Annotated in this window: 11 protein-coding genes; 8 read left to right on the forward strand and 3 right to left on the reverse strand. The window is 69.7% G+C overall.

The annotated features are described in order from the left end of the window. Positions 1–445: 445 nt before the first annotated feature. A complete protein-coding gene (locus AC3AGO_RS05910; protein ID WP_487819051.1) occupies positions 446–1,042 on the forward strand; it encodes a sacsin N-terminal ATP-binding-like domain-containing protein in 597 nt (198 codons plus the stop codon). A gap of 69 nt (positions 1,043–1,111) precedes the next feature. Beyond that, positions 1,112–5,101, forward strand: a complete 3,990-nt coding sequence (locus tag AC3AGO_RS05915; RefSeq protein ID WP_487819052.1) for a hypothetical protein — start codon at positions 1,112–1,114, stop codon at positions 5,099–5,101. Between the two features lie 31 nt (positions 5,102–5,132). Here AC3AGO_RS05915 and AC3AGO_RS05920 read toward each other — a convergent pair whose 3' ends face one another. Next, complete coding sequence (locus tag AC3AGO_RS05920) at positions 5,133–5,567, reverse strand: secondary thiamine-phosphate synthase enzyme YjbQ (protein WP_487819053.1); 435 nt, start codon at positions 5,565–5,567, stop codon at positions 5,133–5,135. Between the two features lie 96 nt (positions 5,568–5,663). Here AC3AGO_RS05920 and AC3AGO_RS05925 point away from each other — a divergent pair, with 96 nt between their 5' ends. Beyond that, the gene (locus tag AC3AGO_RS05925) at positions 5,664–6,845 is read left to right on the forward strand and encodes an NAD(P)-binding domain-containing protein (RefSeq protein WP_487819054.1); all 1,182 of its coding nucleotides are present in this window, start codon (positions 5,664–5,666) and stop codon (positions 6,843–6,845) included. A 346-nt stretch (positions 6,846–7,191) separates the two neighbouring features. Here the strand turns inward: AC3AGO_RS05925 and AC3AGO_RS05930 are convergent, their stop codons facing one another. Beyond that, positions 7,192–8,208 (reverse strand): LacI family DNA-binding transcriptional regulator, encoded by a 1,017-nt coding sequence (locus tag AC3AGO_RS05930; RefSeq protein WP_487824550.1) that lies wholly within the window; start codon positions 8,206–8,208, stop codon positions 7,192–7,194. A gap of 509 nt (positions 8,209–8,717) precedes the next feature. Here AC3AGO_RS05930 and AC3AGO_RS05935 point away from each other — a divergent pair. The 3 genes from AC3AGO_RS05935 to AC3AGO_RS05945 are packed head-to-tail and all read left to right on the forward strand — an operon-like array spanning position 8,718 to position 11,652. Continuing rightward, the gene (locus AC3AGO_RS05935) at positions 8,718–9,434 is read left to right on the forward strand and encodes a (Fe-S)-binding protein (RefSeq protein WP_487819055.1); all 717 of its coding nucleotides are present in this window, start codon (positions 8,718–8,720) and stop codon (positions 9,432–9,434) included. After that, positions 9,431–11,005, forward strand: coding sequence for a lactate utilization protein B (locus AC3AGO_RS05940; RefSeq protein ID WP_487819056.1), 1,575 nt, complete (start codon positions 9,431–9,433; stop codon positions 11,003–11,005). Before AC3AGO_RS05935 ends, AC3AGO_RS05940 begins: the two co-directional genes overlap by 4 nt. After that, positions 11,002–11,652: a LutC/YkgG family protein gene (locus AC3AGO_RS05945; protein WP_487819057.1), complete on the forward strand. Its 651-nt coding sequence runs from the start codon at positions 11,002–11,004 to the stop codon at positions 11,650–11,652. The genes AC3AGO_RS05940 and AC3AGO_RS05945 overlap by 4 nt, the downstream gene beginning before the upstream one ends. 28 nt (positions 11,653–11,680) lie before the next feature. On the opposite strand, the gene AC3AGO_RS05950 is transcribed toward AC3AGO_RS05945, so the two are convergent. Next, positions 11,681–12,346 (reverse strand): PAS and ANTAR domain-containing protein, encoded by a 666-nt coding sequence (locus AC3AGO_RS05950; RefSeq protein WP_487819058.1) that lies wholly within the window; start codon positions 12,344–12,346, stop codon positions 11,681–11,683. A 334-nt stretch (positions 12,347–12,680) separates the two neighbouring features. Here AC3AGO_RS05950 and AC3AGO_RS05955 point away from each other — a divergent pair, with 334 nt between their 5' ends. After that, positions 12,681–13,490 carry a GAF and ANTAR domain-containing protein gene (locus tag AC3AGO_RS05955; protein WP_487819059.1) on the forward strand — a complete coding sequence of 270 codons (810 nt, stop codon included), beginning with the start codon at positions 12,681–12,683 and terminating at the stop codon, positions 13,488–13,490. A 127-nt stretch (positions 13,491–13,617) separates the two neighbouring features. Then, positions 13,618–14,460, forward strand: coding sequence for an ABC transporter ATP-binding protein (locus AC3AGO_RS05960; RefSeq protein WP_487819060.1), 843 nt, complete (start codon positions 13,618–13,620; stop codon positions 14,458–14,460). Positions 14,461–14,586 lie beyond the last annotated feature (126 nt).

Genomic DNA, 14,586 nt, shown 5'->3' on the forward strand with positions numbered 1-14,586 from the left:
ACCGGCTATGAGATGCAGCCGCTTCATCCGCCACAGCAACCACGCCCTGGGCCCATCGCGGCCCGGCGTCAGCCAACACCACCAGAACTTGGGGCCGACGGCTCTGAACGCCCCCTCGCGTCAATCAGTCTTCGCCCTGGCGTGAATAGGCCGGGCGGTCATCGGGTTCCGCGACCAGGTCGTTCCGGCCAACGAGGCGCTTTACCAGGCCGGCCTGGTAAACGAAGGGCGACCTGGACCAGTTCCCGCCGTTTTCGGCACCTTGCAGGAGCGTGATGCCATCCGCCCCTGCCTGCCCCGCGGTGCGGGCGGCAACTAGCCGAACCGCACCGCACGTCGTGGCGCCTTACCTACATGGCGCGATTACGCCCGTCTGATGGTCGGAAACCAACCCGGACCCCAGGCTTGTCGACACCGCAAGGCACCAATGGGGAGGGATGCAAACGTGGACGCGCTTACTGCGGCGGTACACGCGCTTCTGGAAGATCCGGACACCTCTACGAAAGTGGAGGTGCCGACCCCAGAAGAAGCGGCACGTGCCATCCGGCTCCTCGACCAGGGGCTACGTAGCGGTCATGGAGTCCACCGCAAGATGGCCGATGGCGCGCTGAACGGCGCCAAGACACTCTCGACCGACAGACTCCAGTTCCTCTCCGAGTTCATCCAGAACTCCGACGACGCGGGAGCCGGTCACCTGCGCATCCTGCTGCGGTCTGACGACATTCTGATCGCCCACGACGGAGCCGGCCTAGGCCTGGCTGATGTCCTCCCGCTCGGCATGCCTTGGCTCAGCGGCAAGACTGCCGATGCTGAAGCCACCGGTCGGTTCGGCATCGGACTATCCACGCTGATGGCCCTCACCACGGTGTGGGAGGTGCACTGCCACCCCTTCCACGTGCGCTTCTCCGGTTCCAACCTCGCACCCGCGGCGCCGCCGGAACTCCCCGATGGAATCTCCGGACCCGACTGGACCGTTTTCCGCCTCCCGCTGTCCCCTGGCACTCTGACCGCAACCCAGCTCCTCGAATGGTTCGAGGACTAGGACGACGCTTCCTTGCTCTTTTTGCGTCACCTCCGCTGCCTCAACGTAGCTGCGGCCGAGCAGAGCACCGTGCTGGCCCTGTCCTGGGAGGACATGACACGGCGTCGGCTCGTGATCGACGGCGTCGAGCACGACGTGGATGTGCAGCATGCTCGGACGACCGACGGGGCGCTGTGGCGTGTGTATACGGCACAGGTAGCACCACACTCCGACTGGGAACGCAGCCATAAGGCTTTGGGACCGATCGTGCCCGTGGGCATCGCGCTGCCCCTGGAGCGGGGGGCGAAGGGGAGCGTGCATGCCAGCCTGCCCGTCGCCCCGTTGGATGTGGCGGCCCGCGTCCATACCCAGTTCGACCCTGTCGCCAGCCGCGAGGGCTTCGCCGACAGCCCTCTCAACGCGCAGCTTGTGCCCGTGGTTGCCGACCTCTGGGCGGCAGGAGTGCGTGATGTGCTGGAGAGAGTGGATCACACGGCATGGCACCTCATTCCCCTCCCCTGCCCATCTGACTCTGCGTCGGCGAACCTCCTCCAGGACCGCATTCGCACCGAGCTGCTCACCCGCGCACAGCAGTCACTCGCTGCCAAGCTCACCTTGCCGGTTGGAGAAGGGAGTACCGAAGCCACACTGGCCGATTTCGCAGTCGAGGAGGCCGCTCTGTCTGGGATCCTCCCGGATAGTGACATCGCCCGGTTGGGCAACGCCCCGTACACCTTTCCCGCCTCAGTGCGCGACAACGTCGATCGCTGGCGGGAGGTTGTTGCGGACTGGCGCGCGGCAGGCGCGGCAGATCTGCACGAGGAGGTACGGGTCACGGAGGCGCTCGGTTTGTTCTCCGACGACGAATGGCAGGACGTCACGCTATTCGTGCGGCTCGCCGCGGTGGCTCTCGAAACGGGCCACGATTATGCCCTGGCCAGTCGGACGTGCTTGGTCGCCACCGACGGGCGCCGGCTTCGACCGCAGCCCGCTGAGAACGCCTTCACCGAAACATCCAGTGAGGCCACCGGCCCCCTGGATGCGCTGGGCGTCGTTCTGGACCTGCATCCCGCCTACGCAGAGGACAACGCCTGGGCGAAAGCCGTCACCGCGTGGCTGCGTCGGCGGGGCTGTTTGGTGCGCCGCGACGACACGGCAGCCGTGCTGAAGATCGTCTCCCGGCTCGGAGAAGCCGGTGGACGACTTGCCGACAGCGACGAGGCGACGGAGACCGCCCGGCTCATCGCCCTGCAGCAGGCGCTCGGCGAGATGCCCAAGAAACTACGCGACCCGCTCGGTCCGGGCATCGGACGGGCCATCCTCCTCAACGGCTTCGCCTACGACAAAGACGGGATCGAGCAAGTCCGCCGGGTGAAGCCCGGCGCTGCCTATCTCCCCCAGGCGCTGGAGACCGCTGACGGAGACCGGTTTGAGGTCGCGGCACGCAAGACTCCCGGTCTCATCTGGGTGCGTCGCTCCTATGCGCGATCGCTGCTCTCCGCCGCCCAGGCAGACGGTCTGAGCAAAACCGCCTTCCTCCGGCTGTTGGGTGTGGCAGACGCCCCCCGACTCACTCCGGTGCACGAGGTCTATTACCCGGCGGACACCAAGACGTACGCGGGTGATCCCCGTCTCGGCCTCGCACGGGACTGCAGGTGGCCCGTCACAGGCCGGTGGAAGCAGATGATCGACAAGGGAGCCGACCACACTCTGGACGACCTGATCAGCAGCGACCTCGTCGCGGTGGTCAAGAACATCGCGGCCCAGACGGACGTGAACGAGCGACGACGCCGTACAGCCGCCCTGTTACGCACCCTCGCCACATCGCTGAGCAGTTCAGACCAGGGCGTCGTTCCCATGGCCCAAGGCCACTACAAGTGGTCCGTCAAAGGTGAGATGGCAGCAATCTGGGTGTGGCGGCTCCGAGAGACCGCCTGGTTGGAGGACAGCCAAGGCCGGCTCCGACCGCCGGGCGAGCTCACCCTGCGCACACCGGATACTGAGGCGCTGTACGGACCGGAAGATCCCGGGTACCTCCACCCAGCGATCCACCGTGCTTTGGCCAGCCGCACAGAGGCCCTCACCGCTCTGGGCGTCTCCGGCGACCCTGACGTATCGCGCCTCATGGAACGGCTGCGTGAGCTCCGGGACCGTCAAGCTGATGACACCGACGTGTCGGACAGCCTGAGGGCGGAGGCACTGCTGGTCTATCAATCCCTGGCTCGGCGCCTGACACACCGTTCGGTAGACACAACCCACACGGCAGTGGAGAAGCAGATCCGCCACGAGTTCTTGTTCGAGGACCTCGTCCTGACTGACCAGGGCTGGGTGGAGTCCGGCAAGTGCTTTCAGGGCCCTGCGATTCTGCGCGGCTACCGTCCCTTCACCTTGACCGGTGCGGACGTCGCCCCACTGTGGCAGGCGCTGGGCATCCCCGAACCCGGGCTCGATGACCTCATCGACGTACTGAAGGAGATCTCCGGGGCAGGCGAGGCCCCCGACGCCGAACGTCAAAGAGTCACGCTCCAGGCTCTGCGCCGCCTCCGAGACATGATCTCCTCCCACGACAAGCCGATGTCGCCAGGGCTGCAGAGCAGGCTGCGGAGTCTGCCGCTGTGGACCACAGCCGGCTGGATCAAAGGCAAGGGCCGATCAGTGTTCGCCGTGGTCGACCCCGGAGTCGAGCGAGCCATGACGGACCGGCTGCCCCTGTGGAAGCCGGGAGGGACCGTCCAGCAGTTCACGGCACTGCTCGGGCCACTGCGCGTCACTCTCCTGGACATCACGAGCGCTCAAGTCACGTACGAGCAGGCAAGGTTGGACGGGGCCGGTGCTGGAGGCCCGGCCCTTGACCAACCCGCCGACGCAAGCCTCACGGAAGACTTCCGGCGAGGAGTCGCCACGCTCCAGGACCTTCTGGTGCGCGACGACCCCGAGACAGCGGAGGCCTTCACCGGCTGGACCTGGCTGGCGGGCCTGGAAGTCCGACTGCTCCCCGGCCTGCGGGTCCGCCTAGAACCGGGAGACGGTTACGAGCCCATCGAGCTCCCTGTCGATGCGCAGATCGACCGCGGCCGCAACACGCTGTTCCTGCGCTCTCACACGGCGCTGACCACCAAGTCGGGTGCTGGCGCGGCCATCGCCGCCCACTTCACGGAAGAACGGATTCGCGTAGGCCACAGCTGGCGGGACGTTTGGGAAGAAGGATTGGTGGAGGCACGGGCCGGAACAGCACTGACATCGTCAGGGCAGCATGACCGCGAGGAGCGGCAGCGGTTCGCCGAAGAGTTGCGTCGGCGAGCGCAACTGGCTCCCTCCGCGGCGATGCTGAACGGGAAGCCCGCCCCTCAGCGGGGCAAGGGCACCGACCCAGCTGGCGCCGCTGGCTCGGCCGGAGTCATCCCGCCTCGTACCAGTTCAGCGCCCGCGTCGCCCGGAAACCTCGGACCTGAAACCGAAGCCGGCCTGCAGCACGCACCGGTCGCACGTCCCCTCGTGGACGCGGGCGAATTCGAGGTGCTGCCCGGCACGGTCACCCGCACTGGAACGCCTTCCACACCGGGCAATCCCCCTCCCCGTATGCCGGAGATAGCGGCACCTTCACCCCGCCGACACGCAAGCCCACTCCCCCAGCCCAGACCCGGAGGTGCGCCGCCGCACCGCCAGGCCTCCCCACCCGGCTACACAGACGACCACAAGGAGGAACTCACCGTCCTGGCGCTCCGCCGGATCCTACGGGAGCAGGGTGTCGAGCTGGACGATCAGCGGGGTGCGTCGGGCATGGGGGCCGATGCCTACGATTCAGCCGGCCGCTACTACGAGATCAAGGCCCACGGAGGTGCTGTCCCGAGCGAACTCACCCTGACACGTTCGGAGTTCGCACGGGCCTGCTCCGAGGGCGAGAACTACACGCTCGTTATCGCCTCACATCTGGAGAAGGGCACCGGCAAGCCGACACTCCGCCTAGTGAACAACCCCGTACACCAATTCGAAGTCGAGACGCCAACAGACGTCCACCTCAAGGGAGTTCGAGACCTGTCAGTAGAGTCGACCGTGTACGAATGGCCCAGCACACAGTAGTACCGCCAAAGCACACGTCCGCAGCCAGACGTCAGGATCCGAGGACCCCGAGGAAGCTCAGCCGCACCTGTCGCCGCGGATTATCCCCATTGGTGTCGACCAGGCAGATGGACTGCCAGGTGCCGAGTTCCAGGCGGCCGCCGAGCACGGGGAGGGTGGCGTGCGGGGGCACGATGGCCGGGAGGACGTGGTCGCGGCCGTGGCCGGGGCTGCCGTGCCGGTGGCGCCAGCGGTCGTCGGCGGGCAGCAGGTCGCGCAGGGCGGCTAGCAGGTCGTCGTCGCTGCCCGCGCCGGTCTCCAGGATCGCGATGCCGGCGGTCGCATGGGGGACGAACACGTTGAGGAGGCCGTCCCGGCCGCCCGCTGCCTGGGCGAGGAACTGTTCGCAGTCTCGCGTCAGATCGGCCACCGTTTCGCCGGATCCGGTGCTGATCTGGAGGACGTGGGTCTGCAGTGCGTCAGTCATGGCTCCATTTTCCCTGCCCACGGGAGGCCTGCTCTCGGGACGTCTCCCGAGGAGTCGTGCGGGAAGCCCGGCCGCCGTCATGGCGTTAGTAGAAACATGAACAATGTTGCGGTCGTGGTGATCGGGGCCGGGCAGGCCGGACTGTCGGCGGCGTATCACCTGCGGCGCACGGGTTTCGCGCCGTGGAGCGACTTCGTCGTCCTGGATCACGCACCGCGGCCCGGCGGCGCCTGGCAGTTCCGCTGGCCGACGCTGGCGTACGGCAAGGTGCACGGGATGCACGCGCTGCCCGGCATGGAGCTCACGGGAGCGGACCCGGAGCGCCCGTCGTCCGAGGTCATCGGGGAGTACTTCGCACAGTACGAACGCGCCTTCGCGCTGCCCGTACGCCGTCCCGTCGACGTGCACGCGGTGCGCGAGGGCGAGGGCGGACGGCTGCTCGTGGAGACGTCGGACGGTACGTGGTCGGCGCGGGCCGTCATCAACGCGACCGGCACCTGGGACCGCCCCTTCTGGCCGCGGGTACCCGGCATGGGGGACTTCCGCGGTGTGCAGCTGCACACCGCCCAGTACCCGGGTCCGGACGCGGAGGCGTTCACGGGCAAGCGGGTCGTCGTGGTCGGCGGGGGCACCTCGGCCGTACAGCATTTGCTGGAGGTCTCCGAGGTGGCGGCGGAGACGGCGTGGGTGACGCGCCAGCCGCCCGTGTTCCGCGAGGGACCCTTCGGGGAGGGCCAGGGCCGGGAGGCCGTCGCACTGGTCGAGGACCGCGTACGGCAGGGGCTGCCCCCGCGCAGTGTCGTCTCGGTGACGGGGCTGCCGATGACGGAGGCGATGCGGAGGGCGCGGGACGCCGGCGTACTCGTACGGCAGCCGATGTTCGAACGGCTCGTGCCGGACGGGGTGTTGTGGGAGGACGGCCGGCACATGGCGGCCGACACCGTGCTGTGGGCCACCGGCTTCCGGCCCGTCACCGGCCATCTCGCACCGTTGCGGCTGCGCGAGGCGGGCGGAGGCATCCGGCTGGACGGCACGCGCGCGGTGCGCGACCCCCGCGTCCATCTGACCGGCTACGGCCCGTCCGCCAGCACGATCGGCGCGAACCGTGCGGGACGGGCCGCGGTACGGGACGTCCGCGCACTGCTCGACTCCACCGCGAACGCCCTCGCACAGGGCGCCCCGGACGCCCCGGACGCCCCGGAACGGACGGGAACAGGCGAACAAGGGAGCGGTCGTTCGCCCGAACGTATGGCCGTACTCGCTGAAGTTGCGCGTTAACTGTGTGCTGACAGATGCTTACGGTGCGCAAGCGGCGGGCTGCAGACCGCAGTTGGCGCATCCCCCCTTCATGTCCCTTGAGGGGAGGGCGTGTTGTCCCAACACTGACCATGCAAGGAGAACGCACCACCATGGACCTCATCACCAACGTGCTCGCCGGCGTCGTCCACTTCGTTGGCCTGCTCGTCTGACGCAAGTCCCCCGGCGCCGCCCTTCCCGTCCCACGGAAGGGCGGCGCCGTCGTCTGTGCGACCCGTCCCGTACGGACGACGACGCGAAGACCGCACCGAGCACCGTCCGGCACGTACGCCCCGTACGGGAGTCGCGTGCACCCCCGTACGGGAGTTCAGTTCTTGGCGGTCATGCTCGAGGCGCGGACCACGAGTTCGGGCTGGAGCACGATCCGCTGGTGTTCGTGCAGGGCCGCGTCCTCGCCCGTCTCCTCGATCAGGAGGTCCGCCGCGGCGCGCCCCATCCGGTACGCGGGCTGCCGTACGGAGGTGAGCGGGACGGCCGCCGCGGCGGCGAACTGGATGTCGTCGTAGCCGACGAGCGCCATGTCCTCCGGTACGCGCACCCCCGCGCCGTACAGCGCCTGGAGCACTCCGAGGGCCAGCAGGTCGTTCGCACAGAACACCGCTGTGGGCCGGGGCGACATGCCCAACAGCCGCGCACCGGCGTCCCGTCCGGCCCGTACGTCCAGCCGTTCCGCCTCGACCTGGCGCAGGCAGTCCTCCTCGCGGAGGCCCGCCTCGCGCAGCGCTTCGACCACACCTGTGCGCCGGTCCCGGCACTGGTTCAGATGCATCGGGCCGCTGACGTACACGAGGCTCCGGTGACCCTGTTCCACGAGGTGCCGGCCGGCGAACGAGCCGCCGGCCACATCGTCGACGGAGACCGAACAGCCCTCCGCGCTGGGCACCATGCGGTCGACGGAGACGGTGGAGATGCCGTGCCGCTGGAAGTCCGCGAGATTGGCGCCGCTGGTGTCCGTGGGGGTGATGAGCACACCGCGCACACGCTGTTCGGCGAACAGCGACAGGTATTCGGCCTCCTCGGCCGAGCTCTGCGCGCTGTTGCACAGCATGACGCCGAGCCCCGTCTCCCGCGCCGCCTGCTCCGCGCCCGAGGCCACGTCCACGAAGAACGGGTTGGCCATGTCGAGGACGAGCAGCGCGATGATGCGGCTGTGCCCGGCCCGCAGTTGCCGGGCCGACTCGCTGCGCACATAGCCCAGCTGCTGGATGACGGCCTGCACCCGGTCCCGGGTCACATCGGCCACCATCTCCGGCCGGTTGATGACGTTGGAGACCGTGCCGACCGATACTCCCGCCGCGCGTGCGACGTCCTTGATGCCCACCATGCTTGCCACGAGGGCACATGCTACGCAGGCGGCAGTCCGCCGACGACACGGACCGGGTGGCCCGGCCCGCCGGCACGACATCGCCGGTGCGGTACGGAAGCCCGGAAGCCGGGCGTACCGGACGGCGTGCAGACGGACGTACGCACCGCACTGCCGCCGCCGACGCCGCCCCGCACCCGCCGACCGCGCCTCCTGTGGCCCGCTGACCGCGCACTCGGCGGCCGGCTCAACTGTCCGCGCCGTTCTCTCTCTTGACGCGCGGGCCGCACGGACCACAGGATATGAATCGTTTCACATCACGTTCCCTCCCTGCCCGTCCGGGCCGGGAGCCACTGCCCGGAGCGCGGGCGCGGAAGCCCCGTACTCCGGCGCGGGCCGGGCGTGCGCGGGTACGGGACACCCGGGCGCTCCGGCAGTACGCTCCTTCCCGCGATCATGACGCTCGGCCGGGACGGAACCGGTCACGGCACGGGCCGGGGCCGTGGCAGGACATCGGAGAAGGAGAGGCAGTGCGGGTAGCGCTATTCGTCACATGCGTCAACGACACGCTCTATCCGCAGACGGGCCGGGCGGTGGTCACCCTCCTGGAACGGCTGGGCGTGGAGGTGGACTTCCCGCAGGAGCAGAGCTGCTGCGGACAGCCGCAGTTCAACACGGGGTACCGCCGCGAGACCGAGCCGCTGGTGCGCCGCTTCACCGAGGCGTTCCGGGACTACGACTACGTGGTCGCCCCGTCCGGTTCGTGTGCGGCCATGGTCCGCGACAACTACCCGCGCATCGACGCGGCCGGCACCGCGGACGTGGTGGCGAAGACGTACGAACTGACCGAGTTCCTGGTCGACGTGCTGGGGGTGACGGACGTGGGCGCCTGCTATCCGCACACGGTGACGTACCACCCGACCTGTCACGGGCTGCGCATGCTCGGTCTCGGTGAACGGCCGCGCCGGCTGCTGGAAGCCGTGAAGGGCCTGGAGCTGCGGGAGTTGGAGGGCGCCGAGGAGTGCTGCGGCTTCGGCGGCACCTTCGCCGTCAAGAACCCGGATGTCTCCGCCGCCATGGGCGCCGACAAGGCGCGGCACATCGAGGAGACCGGCGCGGGCGCCGTGTGCACCGCCGACAACTCCTGCCTGATGCACATCGGCGGCACACTGTCCCGCCGCGGTTCGGCGGTGCGCCCCGTCCACATCGCCGAGATCCTGGCGAGCACGCAGGAGGCCACACTGTGAGCGGTACGTATCTGGGCATGCCCGCGTTCCCCGCGGCGGCAGCCGTCTCGACGCAGGACGAGCAGCTGCGCGGCAATCTGCGGCACGCCACCCACACCATCCGCGCCAAGCGCGCCCAGGCCGTGTCCGAACTGGACGACTGGTCCGCACTGCGCGAGGCGGGCGCCGCGCTCAAGGAGCGCACCCTCCGTCATCTCGACCACTATCTGGAGCAGTTGGAGGCGGCTGTCACCGCGGCCGGCGGACAGGTGCACTGGGCTGCCGACGCCGAGGAGGCCAACCGGATAGTCGCCCGGCTGGTGCACGAGACCGGCGAGCGCGACGTGGTCAAGGTCAAGTCCATGGCCACCCAGGAGATCGGGCTCAACGACGCGCTGGCACGCGAGGGCATCAACGCCTACGAGACCGATCTGGCGGAGCTCATCGTGCAATTGGGCGACGACCTGCCGTCGCACATCCTGGTGCCCGCCATCCACCGCAACAGGGACCAGATCCGCGACATCTTCCGTACGCAGATGGGCCGTTGGGGCAGGCCCGCGCCGGAGGGTCTGAGCGACGACCCGAAGCAGCTGGCGGAAGCGGCACGGCTGCATCTGCGGGAGAAGTTCCTCGACGCGAAGGTCGGCATCTCCGGCGCCAACTTCATGGTCGCCGACAGTGGCACCCTGGTGGTCGTCGAGTCGGAGGGCAACGGGCGGATGTGCCTCACCCTCCCCGAGACCCTCATCTCGGTCGTCGGCATCGAGAAGGTGGTGCCCACCTGGCAGGACCTGGAGGTGTTCCTGCAGCTGCTGCCGCGCTCCTCGACGGCCGAGCGGATGAACCCCTACACGTCCACCTGGACGGGCACCACCGACGGGGACGGCCCGCAGACCTTCCATCTGGTGCTGCTCGACAACGGCCGCACCGACACGCTGGCCGACACCGTGGGACGGCAGGCGCTGCGCTGCATCCGCTGTTCCGCCTGCCTGAACGTCTGCCCCGTGTACGAGCGCGCCGGAGGGCACGCGTACGGTTCCGCGTACCCGGGTCCGATCGGTGCGATCCTCAGTCCCCAAATGCGCGGCATCCAGAGCGAACTGGACGCCTCCTTGCCGTACGCCTCCACGCTGTGCGGCGCGTGCTACGAGGTCTGTCCCGTCGCCATCGACATCCCCGAGGTGCTGGTGCATCTGCGGCAGCGGGTCGTCGAGGGCGGACCGGTGACAGTGCGCGGGCAGCGCACGACCATCCGCCCTGCCAAGGGGCACGCGGCCGAAAGGGCCGCGATCCGCGCGTCGCGCTGGGCGCTCGACCACCCGAGCGTGCTGCGTGCCGGCCAGCGGCTCGCGGGGCGGTCGCGCAGGCTGGTGCCCCGTCGGCTGCCGGGCCCGGGCAGCGCCTGGTCGGACAGCAGGGACCTGCCGGAGATTCCCGCCGAGTCGTTCCGCGACTGGTGGCAGCGCACCCGCGGCGGTCAACAGGCGAGCGGTACGGGACACGCGAGCGGCAGCACGGACGGCGCCTCCCGTAAAGACGGCGGCGCTCCCGGAACCGGCGCGCCCGACGGCCGTACAGGAGGTACGAAGTGAGCAGCCGTGACGTTGTCCTGGCCCGGGTGCGCCGCGCACTCGCCGACGTGCCGCGCGAGGAGGGGCCCGAACAGGCCGCCGTACCGCGGGAGTACCTGCGCGCCCACGGGGAGCGCACCCCGGAGCAGACGGCGGACCTGCTGGCGGAGAATCTCGCCGACTACCGCGCCATCGTGCACCGTACGGACACGACAGGACTGCCCGTTCTGCTCGCAGAACTGTTGCAGGCCCGCGGCGCACAGTCCGTCATCTGTCCTGCGGGGCTGCCGGAAGCATGGCTGTCCGCACTGCCCGCCGGTGTCGAACGGCTCGACGACTCGGCAGAGTTCGGCCCGTACGAACTGGACGCCGTGGACAGCGTGCTGACAGGCTGCGCGGTCGCCGTCGCGGAGACCGGCACGCTGGTGCTCGACGCGGGCCCCGGCCAGGGGCGGCGCCGCGTCACACTCGTACCGGACCACCACATCTGCGTGATCCGGGTGCCGGCCCAGGCCGTGGACTCGGTACCGCAGGCGCTGGAACGGCTCGACCCCGCACGCCCGTTGACGTGGATCTCCGGTCCCTCCGCCACCAGCGACATCGAGCTGGACCGGGTGGAGGGCGTGCACGGGCCGCGCACCCTGGAGGCCGTCCTGCTGACGGAGTGAGCCGCGGCCCGTACGGCGGCGCCGGGGGTCACTCCCGGCGCCGCCGCAGTGCTTGCTGGGCCCGGGGTGCCTCCGGCAGGGAGAGGACCCGCTCCACACGACCGCGCAGCGCGCGGTCCCCCTCACCCGCCGACACCGTGTGCACCAGTTCGCCGGCCATGTCGCGCAGTTTGGTGTTGGTGTTCTGCGAGGCCCAGCGCAGCAGCGCCCACGCCGCGTCCGCGTCGATCTCGTACACCGCCATCAGTACGCCGCGCGCCTGGTCGATGACTTCCTGCGTGGCGCGCGCCGCGGCCACGCTGCGCTCCGAGAACTCCCGCATCTCGCGGGTGACCGGGTCCGTCAGGTCGATGAAGAAGCCCCGTACGGCGACGACGCCGCCGCCCTCGGCGAGCTGCCCGTCGCCCGCCACGACGATGCGGCGCTCCCGCCCCGTGGTGTCCAGCAGCCGGTGGTAGACGCTGAAGGGTTCGCCGAGGGTCAGCCCCCGCTCGAGGACACGCACGGCCCGGGACTTGTCCTGGGGGTGCAGGTGTTTCATCAACAGCTCGGTGCTGGGCTCCACTTCACCGGGAACGAGGCCGTGCAGCCGGTAGACCTCGTCGGACCACCACCACCTGGCGCCGGCCACCAGATACCGGTAGACACCGACACACTCCCCACTGCCGGACGGCAGCCTTGTCTGCTCGCGCATGGACTCCAACCCCTGGACGCTGCACCCACGGCCGCGAAAGGGGGGTTGAAGCCTCCTGACTCGGCACACGGGCACGACGAAACAGGCACGGACGCCCACTGCCAGACACCCAAGCCAATGAAACTCGGAGATCACACGCTGCCAGACGCCCCGTCAGCTGTCCACTTTGCCTACGGGGCGAAATTGCTGCTCAGAAGCGTTGCGAAGGCCGGCGGGAGACCGCCGGACGGCCTCTCACCGGGAGGTTTTCCACTCGTCCCGCAGGGCACTCGCGGGATGCGGAACAAGACTGCTCATTTCCCGCCGCGAACGCGGGCGCGTGCCAGGAGGCCGGATGCCGTCCCCCGAGACCCACACAGACTCCACACAACTGCGGGCGGCCTCGGGCGAATTGGCCGAAGCGCTGCTGTTCGCCGAGTCCGTCGAGGAAGCGCTGCAGCACATTGCGGTGATCGGCGCCCGTACCGTGCGGAACGACGTGCTGTGCAGCGTCACGCTGCGGCGCGAGGGACGGCTGGCCACCGTCGGCTCCTCCGACAACCTGGCCGTCCTCCTGGACGAGACCCAGTACGGACTGAAGGACGGGCCGTGCGTGGAGGCCATGGACGAGCAGAAGGCCGTGTACGCGGCCGACCTCGCGGACGAGACACGGTGGGGCGAATACCCGGAGGCGGCGCGCGAGTTCGAGATCAACGCCGTGTACTGCCCTCCGCTGGCCCTGGACGAGCACAGCGTGGGCGCCCTCAACTTCTACGCGTTCCGCACCGACGTCTTCGACGAGACCGTACGCCGTGTCTGCGACGCCCTCGCCGAGAACGCGTCCCTCATGCTCCAGGCGTCACTCCGCAATGTGGACCGTGCCGTACTGGCCGAGCAGATCCACGAGGCGCTGGAGCACCGTTCCTACATCGACCAGGCCGTCGGCATCATCATGGCCCGTCAACGTGTCGACGCCGAGACGGCGTTCGCGGTGCTGCGCCGCAACTCCCATCAGCGCAACGAGAAACTGCGTTCCGTCGCCGTCCGCGTCATCGAGTCCACGACGGGCCGCAGGGCGAAGCACCTGAACACCTTCCGCATCCCCTCCAGCACGCTGCGCACGCACCAGGGTGAGGGTGGCGGCTCCGCCCCGCCCTCCGCCTGACGGGCCCGCTCAGCGCAGGGCTCCCTCGCCTGTGCGGCAGGGGCGCCGCGGAGTGCGGTTGCAGGGTACAGCTAGTCTTCCGTGAGCATCGTCGACGCGTACGCAGCACGCGCCCAGGGAGGCAGCCATGACCCCGTCCTCGCCGGTCACCGACCCCTCGGACACCGCTCCCGGGGACGGCGGGCCCGCCGTCGCCGCGCTCTCGGACGTCAGCGTGCGGCGCTTCACCACGGACCAGGTCATCCTCGACGACATCGACTGGAGCGTGCGGGCCGGCGAGCACTGGGCGCTGCTCGGGGCGAACGGGGCGGGCAAGACCACGCTGCTGAAGATGGTGGGCGCCACCATGCACCCGACCACGGGGAGCGTGTCCGTGCTCGGGCACACCCTCGGCAGGGTCGACGTGCGGGAGCTGCGCGCGCACATCGGCCACGTGTCCGGTTCGCAGCGGGTGCCGCAGGACGCCACCGGGCTGACGGTGGTCCTCACCGGGGCGACCGGCACCGTCCAGCCGCTGTGGCGCAAGTACGACGACGCGACGCGCGAGCGGGCGCACGAACTGCTGGCCGAGCTGCAGTGCAAGGAGCTGACGGACCGCCAGTTCGGCGTGTGCTCCGGCGGACAGCGGGCCCGGCTGCTGATCGCCCGCGCCCTGATGCCCGACCCGTCGCTGCTGCTGCTCGACGAACCGTTCAACGCGCTCGACCTCCCCTCGCGCGAGGATCTCATCGACACGCTGCGGCAGTTGGCCACCGGGCGGCCCGGCCTGTCGACGGTCACGGTCACCCACCACCTGGAGGAACTGCCGCCCAGCACCAGCCACGCGCTGCTGCTGCGCGAGGGCCGCATCCAGGCGCGCGGCGCGGCGGAGGACGTCCTCACCGGCGACCATCTGACCGCCTGCTTCGGCCGGCCCATCGAGGTGTCCCGGCGCGACGGCCGCTGGCTGGCCCGCTCCGGACACGCCTGAGGGAACGCCTGAGGGCACTCCGTCCCGGGCGGCTCCGTCGGCGGCTCTGTTCTGGGGTGGCTCCGGTCCTGAGGGCGGCTCCGGCCCTAGGGCGGATGCGGGACGGGCGCTCGGTCCGGCGCCCGT

The sequence above is a fragment of the Streptomyces sp. BL1 genome, assembly GCF_057628045.1.